The organism is Nakamurella sp. (genome assembly GCF_044224575.1).
Classification (GTDB): Bacteria; Actinomycetota; Actinomycetes; order Mycobacteriales; family Nakamurellaceae; genus Nakamurella.
Window position 1 is genome coordinate 122,273 of record NZ_JBGAKE010000003.1, and the last position, 17,429, is coordinate 139,701.

15 protein-coding genes and 1 riboswitch are annotated in these 17,429 nt (G+C 71.0%); of the genes, 6 read left to right on the plus strand and 9 right to left on the minus strand.

The window, feature by feature from the left end; all coding sequences use genetic code 11:
• Positions 1-213: 213 nt before the first annotated feature.
• From ACILSK_RS04525 to thiO, 3 genes are read right to left on the minus strand one after another with little or no spacing between them, the layout of a single operon-like run.
• Positions 214-1,011 (minus strand): thiazole synthase, encoded by a 798-nt coding sequence (locus ACILSK_RS04525; RefSeq protein ID WP_395725938.1) that lies wholly within the window; start codon positions 1,009-1,011, stop codon positions 214-216.
• On the minus strand, positions 1,008-1,208 hold the full coding sequence (thiS, locus tag ACILSK_RS04530) for a sulfur carrier protein ThiS (protein WP_395725939.1): 201 nt from the start codon (positions 1,206-1,208) through the stop codon (positions 1,008-1,010). Before thiS ends, ACILSK_RS04525 begins: the two co-directional genes overlap by 4 nt.
• A complete protein-coding gene (thiO, locus tag ACILSK_RS04535) occupies positions 1,205-2,389 on the minus strand; it encodes a glycine oxidase ThiO (protein WP_395725940.1) in 1,185 nt (394 codons plus the stop codon). The genes thiS and thiO overlap by 4 nt, the downstream gene beginning before the upstream one ends.
• Before the next feature lie 58 nt (positions 2,390-2,447).
• A riboswitch (TPP riboswitch) is annotated at positions 2,448-2,557 on the minus strand.
• Positions 2,558-2,955: 398 nt separating this feature from the next.
• Between thiO and thiE the strand changes: the two genes are divergently transcribed.
• Positions 2,956-3,567, plus strand: coding sequence for a thiamine phosphate synthase (gene thiE, locus ACILSK_RS04540; RefSeq protein ID WP_395726155.1), 612 nt, complete (start codon positions 2,956-2,958; stop codon positions 3,565-3,567).
• Positions 3,568-3,721: 154 nt separating this feature from the next.
• Here the strand turns inward: thiE and malQ are convergent, their stop codons facing one another.
• Complete coding sequence (malQ, locus tag ACILSK_RS04545) at positions 3,722-5,908, minus strand: 4-alpha-glucanotransferase (protein ID WP_395725941.1); 2,187 nt, start codon at positions 5,906-5,908, stop codon at positions 3,722-3,724.
• 165 nt (positions 5,909-6,073) lie between these two features.
• On the opposite strand from malQ, the gene ACILSK_RS04550 reads away from it, so the two are divergent.
• Complete coding sequence (locus ACILSK_RS04550; protein WP_395725942.1) at positions 6,074-7,492, plus strand: aromatic acid exporter family protein; 1,419 nt, start codon at positions 6,074-6,076, stop codon at positions 7,490-7,492.
• A gap of 10 nt (positions 7,493-7,502) precedes the next feature.
• On the opposite strand, the gene ACILSK_RS04555 is transcribed toward ACILSK_RS04550, so the two are convergent.
• Complete coding sequence (locus ACILSK_RS04555; protein WP_395725943.1) at positions 7,503-8,651, minus strand: DUF2235 domain-containing protein; 1,149 nt, start codon at positions 8,649-8,651, stop codon at positions 7,503-7,505.
• A 245-nt stretch (positions 8,652-8,896) separates the two neighbouring features.
• Here ACILSK_RS04555 and ACILSK_RS04560 point away from each other — a divergent pair, with 245 nt between their 5' ends.
• Entirely contained in the window at positions 8,897-10,159 is a 1,263-nt protein-coding gene (locus ACILSK_RS04560) for a multidrug effflux MFS transporter (protein WP_395725944.1), read from the plus strand.
• Between the two features lie 29 nt (positions 10,160-10,188).
• Here the strand turns inward: ACILSK_RS04560 and ACILSK_RS04565 are convergent, their stop codons facing one another.
• A complete protein-coding gene (locus ACILSK_RS04565; protein ID WP_395725945.1) occupies positions 10,189-10,893 on the minus strand; it encodes a hypothetical protein in 705 nt (234 codons plus the stop codon).
• Between the two features lie 98 nt (positions 10,894-10,991).
• On the opposite strand from ACILSK_RS04565, the gene ACILSK_RS04570 reads away from it, so the two are divergent.
• The 3 genes from ACILSK_RS04570 to ACILSK_RS04580 all read left to right on the plus strand — a co-directional run bounded on the left by ACILSK_RS04570 (position 10,992) and on the right by ACILSK_RS04580 (position 14,134).
• Entirely contained in the window at positions 10,992-12,290 is a 1,299-nt protein-coding gene (locus tag ACILSK_RS04570) for a DUF4032 domain-containing protein (RefSeq protein ID WP_395726156.1), read from the plus strand.
• A gap of 151 nt (positions 12,291-12,441) precedes the next feature.
• Entirely contained in the window at positions 12,442-13,029 is a 588-nt protein-coding gene (locus tag ACILSK_RS04575) for an HdeD family acid-resistance protein (protein WP_395725946.1), read from the plus strand.
• A gap of 115 nt (positions 13,030-13,144) precedes the next feature.
• Positions 13,145-14,134, plus strand: a complete 990-nt coding sequence (locus tag ACILSK_RS04580) for a sigma-70 family RNA polymerase sigma factor (RefSeq protein ID WP_395725947.1) — start codon at positions 13,145-13,147, stop codon at positions 14,132-14,134.
• 381 nt (positions 14,135-14,515) lie between these two features.
• On the opposite strand, the gene ACILSK_RS04585 is transcribed toward ACILSK_RS04580, so the two are convergent.
• The 3 genes from ACILSK_RS04585 to ACILSK_RS04595 form a co-directional block, all read right to left on the minus strand.
• Positions 14,516-14,953, minus strand: coding sequence for a pyridoxamine 5'-phosphate oxidase family protein (locus ACILSK_RS04585; RefSeq protein ID WP_395725948.1), 438 nt, complete (start codon positions 14,951-14,953; stop codon positions 14,516-14,518).
• Between the two features lie 347 nt (positions 14,954-15,300).
• Positions 15,301-16,833: a CHAD domain-containing protein gene (locus tag ACILSK_RS04590; RefSeq protein ID WP_395725949.1), complete on the minus strand. Its 1,533-nt coding sequence runs from the start codon at positions 16,831-16,833 to the stop codon at positions 15,301-15,303.
• 74 nt (positions 16,834-16,907) lie between these two features.
• The gene (locus ACILSK_RS04595) at positions 16,908-17,051 is read right to left on the minus strand and encodes a hypothetical protein (protein ID WP_395725950.1); all 144 of its coding nucleotides are present in this window, start codon (positions 17,049-17,051) and stop codon (positions 16,908-16,910) included.
• Between the last annotated feature and the right edge of the window lie 378 nt (positions 17,052-17,429).

Genomic DNA, 17,429 nt, shown 5'->3' on the forward strand with positions numbered 1-17,429 from the left:
CAGGTCAAGAGCTACCGCAACCGCCCGGTTCGGATCCCGCGAGGGGTATCCGAACCGGGCGGTTCGGCGTCTGCGGCCTTCTTGGCGGGAACATCCGGCCGTCAGGGGCAGCCGGAGGTTCCCCGGTCGGGCTGCGCCGCGGGCCTCACCGCGCCGCGGGCCTCACCGCGCGGCGGGCCTCACTGCGCCGCGGGCCTCACCGCGCGGCAAGGCTCACAGCACCGCCATCCCCTGCACCGGTGACGACGCCTGCGCGTGCACCCGTTTCGGGATCCGGCCGGCCCGCCGGGCCGCCCGACCCCCGAGCACGGCGTGGCGCATCGCCGCGGCCATCAACGCCGGATCCTGGGCGCGGGTGACCGCGGAGGCCAGCAGCACGGCGTCACACCCGAGCTCCATGGCCAGCGCCGCGTCCGACGCCGTGCCGATGCCGGCGTCCAGGACGACCGGCACGGTCGCCTCGGACACGATCAGCTCGATGTTGTGCGGGTTGGTCAGTCCCAGGCCGCTGCCGATCGGCGCGCCCAGCGGCATCACCGCGGCGCACCCGACCTGCTGCAGCCGGCGGGCCAGGATCGGGTCGTCGTTGGTGTAGGGCAGCACCACAAAACCCTTGGCCACCAGTTGTTCCGCCGCGTCCAGCAGCTCCAGCGGATCGGGCAACAGGGTGAACTCGTCGGCCACCACCTCGAGCTTGACCCACTGCGTCTCCAGCGCCTCGCGGGCCAGCTCCGCGGTCAGGATCGCCTCCCGAGCGGTGCGGCAGCCCGCGGTGTTCGGCAGGATCCGCACCCCATGCCGGTCCAGCACATCGAGCAGCGACCCCTCGGTGGCGATCCCGTGCCGGCGCATGGACACCGTGCACAGCGCGGTGCCGGACGCGGCGATCGTATCCTCGATGACGGTCATGCTGGCGGCACCGCCGGTGCCGAGCAGCAGCCGTGACGCCAGCGGCACCCCGGCGATGACGAACGGATCGGACGCGCTGCCCGAGTCGACCACGGTACTCATCCGCCCTGCACCGCCGTCACGATCTCGATGACACTGCCGTCGCGCAAAGCGGTGTCGGGCCACAGCGAGCGGGGCACCACGTCACCGTCCAGGGCGGCCGCGCCGCCCCGGCCCCCACCGGTCTCGGTGCTGACCAGCACGTGCAGCGTGGTGCCGACGGCCACTTCACGCGACCGACCGTTGACCGTGACGTTCATCGAACCTCCTGGGGGGCAAATCGTTCCGGACTGAACGCGAGCAGCTCCGGCGGCAGCGCACCGTCGGCGAGCAGGGCGGCGACGCCGTCGCCGGTGATCGGGGTGAGTAGCACCCCGTTGCGGTAGTGGCCGGTCGCGATGACCAGGCCCTCGGTCCGGGATCGCCCGATCAGCGGCGCGTTGTCCGGGGACCCCGGCCGCAGCCCGGTGCTCACCTCGACCAGTTCGGCCTCCGACACCGCGGGCAGCAGCGACTGGGCGTCCCGCAGCAGCTCGTACACGGCGCCGGCCCGCGGCGTGCAGTCGAAGCCGGCCTCCTCCGACGAGGCACCGATCACCAGCTCGCCGGTCGGCGGTCCGCTTTCCAGGCTCGTCGCGCGGGGTACCAGGTAGACCGGCGAGCCCTTGACGGTGCCGCGCACGATCAGCGGCGGCATGGTGTCCGCCGACATCCGCAGCCGAAGCGTCTGCCCCCGCACCGGGTGCACCCGGGGCCGATCGGCGTCCGGCAACCCGGCGACCCGGCCGGAATGCGCTCCGGCGGCCAGCACCACGGTCCCGGCGGGCAGGGACGTCCCGTCCGCGGTGATCACGCCACGAGCCCGTCCGCCGCCGACGTCGATCCGGGCGACGGGTGCGTCGACCAGCCGCGCCTCCGCACCGGTCACCGCGGCCAGCAGCGCGGCGTGCAGCCGCCGGTTGTCGACCTGATGGTCGTCGGGGGCCAGCAGGCCGCCGGGCAGCCCGGGGGCGATCCCGGGCACCAGCGACCGCAGCTCGCGGCCGGTCAGCGCCTGCACCGGATGACCGAGGGTGCCGGCGAACCCGGCCAGGTCACGCAGCGCGGCCAGGTCGGCGGCATCCCAGGCGGCGACGACCGTGCCGGTGCGGCGGTAGCCGATGGACCGGCCGGTGACGTCCTCGAGTTCGCCGGCGAACGCCGGATACCGCGCGGCCGAGGCGAGATTGAGTTCCAGCAACGGCTGCTCGCCGTAGTGCAACTCGGTGACCGGGGCCAGCATGCCGGCCGCCGTGCGGGAGGCGCCCGAGCCGGGGGCCGGGTCGACCACGGTCACCGACAAGCCGCGTTGACGGCAGCGCCAGGCCACGGACAGGCCGATCACGCCGGCCCCGACGACCAGGACGTCGACCGCCGAACGCGCTCGCCCGCTCTTCTCCACCCGGCGTCCCTTCGCTCAGCGCGACGGAGGACTCGGCGAGCGAGCCGATTCGTCCGGCCCGGGTGAAGGGCAAACTCCCTACGCCGGCATGATCCGGTTCAGGTCGGACGGTCGGCGGCTGGCAGCCACCCTCTCAGCCCGATCCATCGGGCTCCCGCGTGCACCGCCGACCCTACGGCACGCGACGACGATGCGGAACGGGCGTGCGACCGGGATGCAACCGGGGCGCGATGCCGGTCGACCCGCTTCCCACCGGCCGGCCTTTTCACCGGCCGCCTCACCCGACCCCCCTGCGGATCGACTCGCCACCGTCCGCCCACTTCGGCGACGGCCGAGGGTCGAAGGTGGCAACTCGATCGGTGATGGCGCACGTGCGGAGCATCCTGCCGGGCGCCGGGCCGGGTCGCCACCGGCGCCTCGACGTGCCACGGGGTTGCCACCCGCAGCACCGTAGGGTGTCGCCGGTGACCGAGCCCGACCTGCACCCATCGCCCCGCCCCGCCGACCCCGGCTCCGGCTCCGGCTCCGGCCCGGCAGGCCCCCGCCGGGCCCTCGCCGACGCCCGGCTGTACCTGTGCACCGATTCCCGGGCCCGGCAGGGCGACCTGGTCGACTTCCTCGATGCCGTCCTGAGCAACGGCGTGGACATCGTGCAGCTCCGGGAGAAGGGTCTGGAGGCCGGCGACGAGCTGCGCCTGCTGGAGGTGTTCGCCGACGCCGCGGCCCGGCACGGCACGTTGTGGGCGGTCAATGACCGGGCCGACGTCGCGCTGGCCGCCGGGGCGCCGATCCTGCATCTGGGCCAGGACGACCTGCCGGTGCCGATCGCCCGCCGGATCGTCGGCGACGAAGTCCTCATCGGCCGGTCGACCCACGACCCGGGTCAGGCGGACGCGGCTCGCGGCGAGGCCGGCGTCGACTACTACTGCACCGGCCCGACCTGGACCACCCCGACCAAACCGGGGCGGCCGGCGGCGGGGCTGTCGCTGCTCGACCACGCGGCGGCGCACCAGGACGCGCGGCCGTGGTTCGCCATCGGGGGCATCGAGAACCTGGACCGGTTGGACGAGGTGATCGCCCGCGGCGCCCGCCGGGCAGTGGTGGTGCGGATGATCACCGAGGCCGACGACCCCGGCGCGGCCGCCCGGGCCGCCGCCGACCGGCTCGCCCGGGGGTGACCCGAACCGCGGACTCGGCCGCCGGACCGAACACGGGCCCGAACCCGCCGCGCGGATGAAGTCGTCAACTCTCGTCCCACCCGTCTCATTCGGGGTGAGTTGACCCGCGCCGGCGTTGTTGATCCGCGCGGTCAGGGTCCGTTGACCGGCAGGGTCAGGATTCGTTCACGACCGCGGCCAGCCGGCGGGCGCGACGTGAGGAGAACACCTGCTCCAGGGTGAGCGGGGAACCGTCCGGGCCGGTCAGCGGCACCCGCCAGTTCGGGTACTCGTCGATCGTGCCCGGTTGGTTCTGCGTGCGCCGGTCGCCCACCAGGTCGCTCAGGCTGACGCAGATCAGCCGCGACGGGGTCCACATCAGGTAGCGGTGCAGGGCGTGGATGGTGGCCTCCAGTTCGCGGCCGGCCGGGTCGGGAGCGCCCGGGTCGAGGGTGTCGGTCACCGCCGACGCCATCGCGTCGGTCAACGCTCCGCGGACCCGGAGTTCGTTGATCCACGCCGCTCGTTCGGCGTCGTCGGCGGCCAGTTCCTCGTCGAGGGTCCGGGTGAGCAGCCCGAGCGAGTCACGGAGCCGGACGTGGTCCCCGGCCAGGTACCCGGCGGTGGGCGGCAGGTCGTGGGTCGTGACCGAGGCCAGGCAGTATTCCCGCCACCCTTCGGGCCGCAGCGGGCGTCCGTCCCCGTCGAACTCGAACTCGAACCACAGGATCGAGGTGCCGAGAATGCCGCGCTCGGCCAGGTACTCGCGCACCCACGGCTCCACGGTGCCCAGATCCTCACCGACGACCACGGCGTCCGCCCGCACGGCCTCCAGCGCCAGGATGCCGATCATGGCCTCGTGGTCGTACCGGACATAGGTGCCTTCGGTGGGCCCGAGCCCCGCCGGGATCCACCACAGCCGGAACAGCCCGATGATGTGGTCCACCCGCACCCCGCCGCCGGACCGCAGCACCGTCCGCACCATGTCCCGGAACGGCGCGTACTCCAGTTCGGCGAGCCGGTCGGGCCGCCACGGCGGTTGCGCCCAGTCCTGACCGGCCTGATTGAACGCGTCCGGCGGTGCCCCCACCGTCATTCCGGAGGCGAACACGTCCTGCAGGCTCCAGGAGTCGGAGCCCTCCGGATGGACGCCGACGGCGAGGTCGTGCATGACGCCCATCGACATGCCCGCCCGCCGGGCAGCGTTCTGCGCGTCCGACAGCTGCTCGTCGATCACCCACTGCGACCACCGGTAGAAGTCGACGTCCCGCTCGTGCGCCGCGCGGAACTCCAGCACCGCCGGTCCCGCCGGATGGTGCAGCTCCGACGGCCACTCGTGCCAGTCGGGGCCGTGCCGGTCCGTCAGCGCGCACCAGGTCGCGTAGTTGTCCAGCCCCGCACCCTCCCGCTCCCGGTACGCGGCATACGCCAACTCGCGGCCCGCGGTCCGGGGCACGGCGTGGACCAGTCGCAACGCCGCCGCCTTCGCCGCCCACGCCCGGTCGCGGTCGATGGCGTCGACATCGTCGAGGTCGGCGTGCAGCGCGGCGCGGAGCTCGTCCACCGTCGCCCGATCGGCCGGGGCCAGGTCGGCGTACTCGGGGATCCGCTCGACCCGCAGGTAGATCGGGTTCTGGAAGCGCCGGGTGGTCGGCAGGTACGGCGACGGTTCCATCCGCCCGGACGGCTCGGCCGCGTGCAACGGGTTGATCAGCACGAAATCCGCGCCCAGCTGCGCGGACCCCCAGACGGCCAGGTCGGCCAGATCGGCGACGTCACCGACCCCCCACGACTGCGCCGACCGGACGCTGTACAGCTGGGTGGCGATCCCCCAGCTGCGCCCACCCATCCGGTCCGGAATGCCGACCCACGGTGGGGTCACGATCAGGGCGCAGGACGCTTCGTCACCGGCGGACCAGGCCCGAAGCCGGTGGTAGCCGGTCGGCAGGTCGTCCGGGATGCGGAAGGTGGCCTCGCCCACCCACCGGTCCTCGGCCGGGCCGGCGATCAGCCGGTCGGGCGACCAGTTCTCCTCCTGACGCAGGTTGCCGTGCTGCGCGCCACCCTCGAGTTCGATCCAGACGGCGACGTCCTCACCGGCGCGGACATGGACGTCGACCGTCGGTCCCCACCCCGAGCGGATGACCATGGTCGGCGGCAGCATCCGCCGCCACGCCGCGTCGTCGCTGTCCCGCAGCGCCTGTTCGGCGGCCTCCGGGCTCCCCGCGTCCACCCCGAGCGCGGCCAGCACCCGGGCGATGGTCCCGTCGGGCACGGTCACGTGTCGGCCCTGCCAGTCCCAGAACTCCGTGGCGATCCGGTGGGCCTGCGCCAGCCGGTGCATCGATTCGTGCAGGTCCATCGACGGCAATCCTCTACATGGCTCGGGCACCTCGGATGTGGGAGATCACATCACGGACGCCCATCCACTGCCCGACCTGAGACGTCTGCACAGGGCTGGTCCGCAGTGGACCGGTCCACGAAGCGGTCCGAAGCCGCTCGCCCCGTTGAAGGAGGGCAGTCCGGAATGCTCAGCACCGTTCGTCGTCTCGTGGACGCCGGGCTGACCCGCCTGCGTCTGCGCGGGCGGTCGGCCGCCGGCCGGGCCCTGCGCCTGACCGGCGCGGCCGTGGCCGCGTTCGTCGTCGCCCTCCTGCTGGTCCCCGGCACCGCGCCGATCCTGGCGCCGCTGACCGCACTGCTCGTCGTGGAGATCACCCTCAAGGACAGCCTGACCAGCGGTTTCCAGCGCATCATCAGCGTCGGTGTCGGCGTCCTCCTGGCGGTGCTGTTCTCCAGCGTGGTCGGCCTGACCTGGTGGTCGCTCGGCGTGCTGGTCGCGCTGTCGCTCCTGGTCGGCCAGCTGTTGCGGCTGGGACCGCACATGCTCGAGGTGCCGATCAGCGGGATGCTGGTGCTGGCCGTCGGCGGCGCCCAGGCCGCGGCGATGGACCGGATCTTCGAGACGCTCATCGGCGTGGCGGTCGGTCTGGCGGTCAATCTGGCGTTCCCGCCCGGGATCGGCGACGTATCGGCGGCCCGGGCGGTCCACCGCTTCGCCGGCCAGCTCGCCCGGCTGCTGCGGACCGCGTCAACCGAGCTGGCCGAGCCGATCAGCGAGCAGCAGGCGGTCCGGTGGATGGACGATGCCCGCCGGTTGTCCCGGAACGTCCCCGAGATCGACAAGGCGCTGCGTCTGGCCGAGGCGGGCCGCCGGCTCAACGCGCGGGCCCTGGTCGGACCCGACACCGGAGGAAATCTGCGGGCCGAGCTGGACGCGCTCGAGCACACCACAGTCACGGTGCGCAGCATGTTCCGCTCGATCCAGGACGGCGTGCGCGACCATCCGACCGTCGATCCGGAACGCGGCGAGGACCTGCGACTCGTCTTTGCGGCCCTGCTCGCCGACGTCGCGGCGGGCATCGAGGCCTTCGGCGAATTGGCTCTCGACGAAGGGACGGACGACGTCGCCGGCAGCGAGCGCGCGTTGGCCGTGGCGTTGGAGCGGCTCCGGGACGCCCGGGACCGGGCCGACGACCTGCGGATGATGGATACCCGGCCCGACGGCTCGGCCAACGGATGGGAGCTGTCCGAACCCGTTCTGCAGGCCGTCGAGCGGGTCCTGCGTGACCTGGACGTCCTCGGCCAGGCCCGCCGGCCGCGGCCGGTGCGGCCCAACCCCATCCGGGAATCGCTGGAGATCATTCGCACCGCGGGGTACCTGCTGCAGGCCGCGCCGATGGCCGGCCGCGCCCCGTCCGGTCGCCCGCGCGACCGCCAACCGATCGCGGCCGACCAGACCGGTCCGCACCGGTTGCCGCTGGGGCGGACCGGTCACCGGGCCGGCCGGCCCGTTCGCGACTACTCGCCGCTGGACACCGGCCGGATGCGGGCGGTGTCGCGGCCGGCCGGGCGGGCCAGTTCAGCGCCGAATGGGCGGCGCTGAACGCGGGCGATCAGGCCGCTTCGTCGTGGGCGGACGACTCCGATGAACCATCCCACGGGTCGTCGACGGAGAGGATCGTCGCCCGCCCGGAATCGAGATATGCGCCGAGGTTGGTGGCGGTCCGATAGGACGGGTCTTTGTCCCAGCGCCCCTGCGCGGACGACGACGCGGCCTCGGTGAAACGCGTCTTGCGCCGTCCCAGCCGACGCACGTGTTCGGGCAACAGGGTGTAGAACTTTGTCCGGGAATTCACGAGCTTGCCATTCGTGGCCGGATTGATCGGGTACGACGTGCCGAGAACGTTCACCCACCCGGTCGTGGCGCCCAGCGATCCCGGCAGGAACCGCAAGCCGTGATCGTATGCACGTCGGGCCAGCCAATTCAGGGTGATGTCGGACAGCCCGGTCTCCCGGTAGCCGCCGCCCACGTTGCTGTGCACGCCACTGAACCACACCTGTTCGACGACTCGCCGACCTGACGTCAAGCAGGCCTCGCACGGCAGGTCCCACAGGGTGGGCACGAACGGTCCGCGGCGCTCGTCGATGGCCAGCGCATGGAACGCCGCCTCCACCGAACCGCTCAACTGGGTGTCGTGGAACTGCCACCGGCGATTGACGACGTTCAGCCAACGCAGCCCGCCCAACGGAATCCCGAGCGCGCCGACGGTGTCCCACACCCCGATGAAACGGATCCCGGTGCGATGCGAATTGGCGTCGACGAATTCTTCGGCGATGCGGCCGTCAGGATTCTTTTCCTCGTCGTCCCGATCCCGATAGATCTCGAATGCCCGATCGAGGTTCACCTCGCTGATCCGGTCGTCGCGCAGCAGGCCGACATTATGAATCATCCCGGCGACGCTGCGGGCGGTGTACGCGCCTCGACTGAATCCGAGCAAGTAGATGCGATCGCCGGGCTCGAAGTGCTGCGCGAGGAACTTGTACGCCTCTCGCACCCGGGCGGACAGGCCGAATCCGAATGCCCCACCCAGCCACTTCTCGGCCCGCTTCACCCCGACGCCCTCGAAATACTGTGGGATGAGTACGTCACCGAACCCGTCGGTGCTGGCCAATGCCGAGGCAAATTTCCGCACGTTGGTCGGACTCACCTGATCCGCCTTGTTCCACGTCCCGTCACAGCACACGACGATGCTCTTGGCCATTCCGTCCGCCCTCCGGTTGTCGTGGGCGCCCTCCCCGGCGCCGACGTCACACGACCCCAAGGGTCCCGCAACCGGACATCCGGGCGAAACCGAATAAACGGCTTGGGCGCGGGATGCCGGCAGGTTCACACTGCACTGAGGCGACCGTCACATCGCTTTCTCATGAATCAACCACGAGGCCGGAATGCGCGTCGCAGATCCCGGGTTGGTTCAAGAGTCAACAACCACCCGGAGGGGTCTTCTTCATGTCTGTCGGCGTGCCCGCGAGCCGGATTCCGGCGTCGCTGATCATGTTGCTCGGCGCGCTGACCGCGATCGGGCCGTTCACCATCGACCTGTACCTGGCCGCGTTTCCGCAGATCACGGCGGACCTGACCACCGACCCGGCCGCGGTGCAGCTGACGATCACAGCCACCCTGGCCGGCCTGGCCCTGGGCCAACTCGTCATCGGTTCGGTGTCCGACGCACTGGGTCGCCGGCTGCCACTGCTGGTCGCGCTCGGCGTCTACGTCGTCGCGTCCGCGGCCATCGTCTTCGTCGGCTCGGTCGAAATGCTCACGGCGCTGCGCTTCCTGCAGGGATTCACCGCCGCGGCGGGCATGGTGCTGTCCACCGCGATCATCCGGGACCGCTTCCAGGGGATCCAGGTCGGCAAGGCGCTGGCCCGGATGATGCTGGTCGTCGGCGTCGCGCCGAGCATCGCGCCCATCATCGGCGCCCAGGTGCTGACCTGGAGCACCTGGCGGACCATGTTCGCCGCGTTGGCGGCCGTCGGCGCGATCCTGTTCGTGCTGGCCGCGGTCTTCCTGCGCGAGTCCCTTCCGGTCGACCGGCGCCGCTCCGGCGGTCTGGCCGCCGCCGGCCGGTCCTACTCCTCGCTACTGCGTGACCCGGTGTTCATCGGCCTGGCACTGGTCGGCGGGTTCTCCTTCGCGGGGATCTTCACGTACGTGTCGTCGGCCACCTTCGTCTTCCAGGAGGGTTACGGCCTGTCCACCCAGCAGTTCGCGTTCATCTTCGCGGCCGGCGCCGTGGGCGTGACCGCCGGAACGCAGATCAACGGGGCGCTGCTCGGCCGGGTCCGCCCCGAGCGGATCCTGCTGGCCGGGGTGTCGTTCGCCGCCGTCGTCGGTGCCGTGATGCTGCTCGTCGCGCTGCTCGGGCTGGGTCCGTGGGCACTGGCCGGCACGCTGATCTTCACCCTGCTGACCGCCGGGCTGCTGCTGCCCGCCGTCCCGGTCATCGCCCTGGCCCAGAACGCCCACCGCGCGGGCAGCGCCGCCGCCCTGCTCGGCGCCGTCCAGTTCGCGGTCGGTGCGACGATCGCGCCGATCTCCGGGCTGTTCGACGCGACGTCGCCGGTGGCGATGGCCGCCGTCATTCTGGCCTCCGCGCTGGTCACCCTGGCCCTGGTGATCGTCCTGCGCCGTCCGCTCATCGCGGCGGCCCGGCCGGAGACCGACCGGGAAACCGTCTTGACCGCCGGCGAGGCGGTCGTCGCGCACTGAGCCGGCGCGGAGTGGGGCACGGACCGGCGTCACCCGTCGGCCCAGCGGTCCGGCAGGACCATCTGCCGGGCGGAAAGTTCGTCGCGGACCTGGTCGCGCAGCCGGGCATCACCGGCGAGGCGCCGCTGGGTGGCCCGTAGACCGCCGTCCCCGACCAGGTCGCGGAACCACCTGAACGTCCCCAGCCGTCCGAACACCGCGGCCTGGGTGGACGCAGCCGCCGGTCGCTCGTCACCCGGCCACCGCAGGGCGCCCCACCGACCGCGGTAGGCCGCATAGCGAACCGGCGCCCCGGTCGTCCGCGCCACCAGCGGATAGCGGTTCCCGTCGATCGGCTGCAGGTGGTAGTTCGGTTCGGTGGCATCGAGCACCCCGCGTTGCCGATCGTCCAGCCACAGCAGCGCGCAATCCACCGCCGCCCCCGGCGCATGCACCAACACCCAGGGCAGGTAGCCCGGGATGCTGACGTGCGGTGAATGGCCCACCGCGAACCCGTGCAACCGGGCTTGGGTGACCACGACGGAGCCGGTCGAGGTACCGAACTTGGCCGCCAGCTGGGCCGGTGCCGCATTGGAACCGAAGGCGACCACGGCATGCCGGCCGGCCAGAACCCCGGTCGGGTCCGCCGGCAGTGGGTGAACCCGACCGCCGCCGAGCACAAAGTCGGACGCCGGCCGATTCCCCGGATAGCGGGCCGGATCGAGCACGGGCGGGATGTCGTCGAGCCCGGCCATGGCTCCCCTTTCCCGTGCGCGGGGTCGACGGTCAGGCCGCTGCCCCGGACGCCCGTCCTGCCCTTGACCTGTGCGTGTGCCACGCTGGCGGGGTGCGCATGCAGTTCGCCACCGGCCCCGACCCCACCGACCTGCTCACTCTGCCCTGGTCGACCCCGCTGGAACAGTGGCCTCGGGAGAAGCTCGTCTCGCTGCCCCGCGGCATCAGCCGGCACGTCGTCCGGTTCGTCCGCATCGGTGGAATCGTCTATGCCATCAAGGAGATCAGTCAGGGACTGGCCGACCACGAGTACGAGCTGCTGCGTGAGCTGGCCAAGCGTCAACTGCCGGTGGTCCAGGCGGTGGGTGTGGTCGCGAATCGGATGACCCCCGAGGGCGAGCCGCTGGATGCCGCGCTGGTCACCAAGCACCTGAAGTTCTCCCTGCCGTACCGGGCGCTGTTCTCCCGCCGGATGGATGCGGATCTGGAGCCCAAGCTGCTCGACGCGCTGGCCGAGTTGCTGGTCCGGCTGCACCTGGTCGGGTTCGCCTGGAAGGACTGCTCCCTGTCCAACACGTTGTTCCGCCGCGATGCCGGGGCGCTGGCCGCGTACCTGGTCGACGCCGAGACCGGGGAACTGCGCGAATCGCTGTCTCGCGGTCAGCGCCTGCAGGACCTGGACATCGTGGAGACGAACGTCGCCGGCGAGCTGCTGGATCTGCAGATGTCGGGCCTGCTGCCCGACACCATCGACCCGCTGGAGACCGCGATGTCGGTCATCGAACGGTACGACCGGCTCTGGGAACTGCTGACCGCGCCGCAGACCATGGGCGACGACGAGTGGTGGCGCATCGAGCAGCGGCTGCGCAAATTGAACGACCTTGGCTTCGATGTGGCCCAGATCCATATCGACGACTCCGGCGGCGACCCCCACGTGATGGTGCAGACCCAGGTCGTCGACGCCGGTCACCACCGGAAGCGGCTGTTCGCGCTGACCGGCATCAACGTGCAGGAGAACCAGGCGCGCCGGATCCTCAACGATCTGGACACCTACCGGTCACAGGCCGTCATGCCGAACACCGACGTCGACGAGGACACCGTCGCGCATCACTACGTCACCGACGTCTACGACCCGGTGATCGAGGCCATCCCGCCGGGTCTGGCCGAGAAGCTGGAACCGGCGGAGGTGTTTCACGAGGTCCTCGAGCATCGGTGGTTCCTGTCCCAGTCGGCCGGCCAAGAGGTCTCGATGGACTACGCGACCCAGTCGTACATGCAGACCGTCCTGCGGCATCGGCCCGACGAGCGGGCGTTCCTCGACTCCAGCCTGATGGGAGTCGGCGCTCTCGACGCGGACGACATCGAGGACGACATCGAGGATCACGCCGACACCGAGGTCGACGACATCGTCGGCTGACACTCAGTCGCGATCGGGGTCACATCGCCGAGACCAAGATGTCACCCAAGATCGACAATGGCGGACATTCCGCACTGGTAGCGTCGCCGCGACCGCTGATCATGCGGAGGAACCGACGGCGCGGCGGAAACCCCGCCATGAGGAGTGCGTCATGACAACAAGCGTGCGCGGCATGGGCCAGATCGCCGCCAAGTACTGGTGGGTGATCCTGGTTCGCGGGATCATCCTCATCCTGCTCGGGATGGCGATGCTGATCTGGCCGAAGCAGTCGGTCTGGGTCTTCGCCGTCATCTTCGTGGCCTACCTGTTCGTCGACGGCATCATGTCGATCTTCCAGGGCCTGTCCGCCCGCAAGGCCGGCCAGTCGGGCACCGGCGACTTCGTGGTCGGCGCCCTGGCCATCCTGGCCGGCATCGTCATCCTGGTCTGGCCCAAGGAGAGCGGGACGGTGATCGCCGTCCTGGTCGCCTTCTGGGCGCTGCTCGCCGGCATCTCCGGCATCGCCGGCGGTCTGGCCCTGCGCAAGCAGCCGGGATCCGGCTGGGGCTGGTTCGTGGCCTGGGGAGTTCTCGCCTTCGCGTTCGGCGTCATCGTGCTGTTCAACCCGGCCGCTCTGCTGGTCAGCCTGCTCTGGCTGGTGGCGATCTGGGCGATCATGGCCGGAATCCTGTTCGCCATCGCCAGCTTCTTCGTCAAGAAGGCCGGCCAGCAGATCGTCAACGACCCCAGCTACCAGTAGGCGTCGCTCGCCCGGGGCCGCAAGGGGTGGCCGGGTTCGGCCGGTGCCACTGTCGGTGCGCCCTCCTATGGTGGAGACGTCCCACCCGGACACCGCCAGGAGGAGATCGCCGACCATGTCCGAACTCGCCACCGCCCCCGACGCCACGAGTCGCGCCCAGCTGGAGGGCCGCCTCGAGGACCACCGCCGCGAATTGTCGGGCTACTGCTACCGGATGCTCGGCGCCACGTTCGAGACCGACGACGCGGTGCAGGAGACGATGGTGCGGGCGTGGCGCGCGCTGGACAAATTCGACGGTCGCTCGTCACTGCGCACCTGGCTCTATCGGATCGCCACCAACGTCTGCCTGGACTCGCTGAACAGCCGCAACCGGCGTGCCCTCCCGATGGATTTCGGACCCGCCTCCCCGCCGGTCGCCGAATCGCTGGGCGAGCCGCGGCCGGAAGCCACCTGGATCCAGCCCATGCCCGACGGCGAGGTGCTGTCGCCGACGGCGGATCCCGCGGACCTGGCCATCCAGCGGGATTCGGTGCGGCTCGCCTTCATCGCTGCCCTGCAGCATCTGCCGGCTCGTCAGCGGGTCGTGCTGATCCTGCGGGAGGTGCTGCGGTGGAGCGCCGCGGAGGTCGCGGAGCTGCTGGACACCACGGTCGCCTCGGTGAACAGCGCGCTGCAGCGGGCGCGCGCCACGATGACCGAGATCGACCCGGACGTCGATCGATCCGCCGGCCCGGTCGACGAAGCCCAGAAGAACCTGCTGGACGACTACGTCAAGGCGTTCACCAGCTACGACATCGACGCCCTGGTGCAACTGCTCCGCAAAGATGCGACCGCCTCCATGCCGCCGTTCGCCCTGTGGCTGGACGGGCGGGACGACATCGCCGCGTGGCATCTCGGACCCGGTCACGGATGCCGCGACTCCCGGCTGGTGCCGCTGGCCGTCAACGGGTCACCGGCGTTCGCCGCCTACAAGCGCGCCGCGGACGGCACCCACCTGCCGTTCTCCGTCCAGGTCCTAGATCTCGACGGCGACCGGATCAACCGGATCACCTACTTCCTGGACACCTCATTGTTCGAGCGCTTCGGCCTGCCGCCGAAGCTGTAAGGCCGAGCGAGCGAGGCCGCCATGGAGGCCGTAGGACTGGGCGCAGGCAATCTGCCGACGCAGGAGCCTGATTCTTCAGCGGGGTCCTGATTGGCCGAGCGTGCGAGGCCGCCATGGAGGCCGTAGGACCGGGCGCAGGCAATCTGCCGGAGCAGGAGCGTGATTTTTCAGCGCGGTCCTGATTGGCCGAGCGTGCGAGGCCGCCATGGAGGCCGTAGGACCGGGCGCAGGCAATCTGCCGACGCAGGAGCCTGATTTTCAGCGCGGTCCTGATTGCCCGAGCGTGCGCGGCCGCCATCGAGCACCGGTAGGGCTCTGGAGTCATGACGCGACGCAGAAGCCGGATTGCCTGCGGAGCTTCCTTGCCGGGATGGCCCGACCTCAGCGGTCGGGCTCGGCGGCTTTCCAATCGCCCATGCCGCTGATCTTGGTGATCGAGTAATGCGCGACCATGCCGGGCGGCGGGTCGGGGAACGGCGGGAACACGGTGCCCGGGCCCACATAGGTCTGTGCCAACCGTGACAGCAGCTCCGGCCCGCCCCCTTCGGTGAGCCGGACCCGAGCGTGCAGGATCAGGTTCTCCCGCAACCCCATGCCGTTGACCGCGGAAGCCTCGAACGACAGCGCGACCCGTGGATCGCGGGTCATGTTCCGCATCTTCAACTGGCCGGGATCGAGGTGGCCGCTGACCAGCTCGTCGCCGTCGATGCCGACCCAGATCACGGACACCTGCGGCGACCCGTCGCGGTTCAGCGTCACCAGGTGGGCGAGCGCACCGGACTCGACAAGCTCACGTGCGGCGGCATTCAAACGGGGCATCGGTCCTCCTGCGACTTGTCCGTGCGCCTGACCTTCCGGCGCACGGATCTACTGTGCTCTCCCCGACCACGTCCGTCCGTCCTCCCGAGCATGCCGTCGCGCCTGGCCGCCCGGAGCCCGGCCCCACTTGTGCCTGCCCCGTACACCTCCTGGCGTCCGTCCTCCCGAGCATGCCGTCGCGCCTGGCCGCCCGGAGCACGGCCCCACTTGTGCCTGCCCCGTACACCTCCTGGCGTCCGTACCCCCCGGGCACGGCCCTGCCTCTGGCCTAGTGTCCTAGCGGAGCACGTCCCCGCACCGGGTGTCCTTTGGACGAACACCGCGACCGCGCGCACGTCCGGCGCCGGTCATTTGCGGAGCCAACGAGTCGTGGCCGGATCCGAGAGCACGACCCAGGCCCGTTCGAACTCGCCGATCGCCGCCTCGCCGCTCACCTGCTCCAGCGCGTGCAACCGGCCGATGGTGAAGGCGTTGTCACCGTCGAGGTGCAGCCGCACCCCCAGCTCCCGGAGAGCGCCGCGGGCGACCACGCTGTCCTGGTGCTCGCCGAGCACCTCCTGGAGATCCTCGGCGCGTTCGGCCAGCACGACCGCTGGCTCACCGAACGCCGGCGCCACCGACTCCCCCGCGTACCGCAACCGCTTGGCCGCCTTCCGGATCTCGTGGTACCACCCGTCCCGATGCGCCGGATCTGCGGGCGGGCCGCCCTCGACGAGCGCGCCCACCCGGCGGTAGGCCTTGCGCAGGCAGATCGTCAGCTCCTTGCGAGCCCTCCGGTCGCCGTCCTTCGTGAACGGCGGTTCGAGCACGAGCGAGTCCAGCCGATCCAACAGGCGGAAGTAGCGGGTCGAACCCAGGGCCTCGACCAGCTCGGCGTGCGCCTTCTGGTGGTCGGCCTGGAGCTCGGTGCTGATCCGGGAGGCGACCGGGCCGAGCACCAGCTCATCAGGCTCGGCGGCGATCTGCTTCAGCAGCCGCTCCCGGAGCACCTCGGCATCCCGCGCCCCGCCCAGCTCGGTGGCGATCCACTTGAGCTCGTCGCGCAGCGGATCGGTCTGCGTGCGGTCCAGCAGCGGTCGGAAGGTGGCCAGTGCGCTGCGCAGCCGCCGGGTGGCCACCCGCATCTTGTGGACGGCGTCGTACTCGTCCGTGCGGACCTTCGGGTCCCACTCGATAATCGCCTCGACCTGCTCGGTCAGATGCGCGTGGACGACGTCACGCGCTCTGCTGGCGGGCGAGAAGGCGCCGAAGTCGGGCCGGCGGGGCAGTCCCCTCAGCCGTCGGTCCAGCGCCTGCGCGAGTTTGGACGGGAACGGCGACGGGGTTGCCCCCGCACCGCGGATGAGCTCGTCAGCCGCATCCATCAGCTCGGCCGGGCCGTCGACGAGTTCGAACTCCCATTCCCGCCACTCGACCAGATCGGCCGACCCCGCCTCCGCGTGCGAGCTGGCCGTCACGACATCGTCGGCGGCCTCGGCCAGGACCGCACCGGCCGCATTGAGCAGCTTGTGCACGGTTCGTCGGCTCTTGATGCCGGCGACCGGGTGGAGCTCGTGGTCACGCACGTGTGCCCGGATCCGATCGACGAGCGCCGGCGGCGCGGTCGTTGGATCGCCCAGCGGTTCGCCGAACTCGGTGCGGGCGCCGGCCGCGGCAGGCAGCTTGAGGTGCCAACCGGCGTCGGAGCCGCCGGTGCGGCGGCGAAGGGTGATGCCGGCCCGGATCAGGGCCAGCGTCTCGGTGTCGTAGTAGGTGGCGTCGAGCAACTTTTCCTTCGGCTCGGCGAGCGAGTCGACCCCGGGCAGAGAGCTCAGATCGACCCACGGCAGGTCGTGCGCGGCGTCGTACTTGCGCTCGATCTCCAGATGCTCGGACGTCATAAGAACGGTCTACCAGAGGGGTACGACGGCCCGTCACGACGGAGGCGACCCGGCCGATGGGGCGGGCGAGCGGGTCAGCGACGGCTACCTGCGCTGCGATGTGGGGCCAGCACCCAGCCGCCGACGACGGAGTCCCAGACGATCGGGGTGCCCGCCCGGTAGGCAGTGGAACAGCATTCGCAATTGCCCGAACGGGTGGCAGGAACGGGGGCGCTCATGGTGGGTCCTTCGAGCTCGGTGGGCGCCCGGCGAGTCGCCGGGCGAATGTGCGGGTTTCGCTGATCACGGCATCTCGACAGAGGCGAACTCTGGAGCCGTTGATGCGGATTGGTCGGAGATCACCGCCGCGGCGGCGGGATGCGTTCCGATGCCCCTTCAGCTAACCAACCGGATCCATCCGGGGCAAGCCGCGACACGTTAACTTCCCGCGACCTGACCGTGTCGTGCCCCACAGCCGGCCGTGGCGCCGGGCACTCGACCTCCCGGGCCGCGCCGATTCCTAGGCCGGGTTCCGGCTTCGGGATCCGCACTGTCCGACCGATGCGCTGTACTGCCGAAGGGCAGCGTCGCACACCGCACTCCGCAGCGGAGGTCAA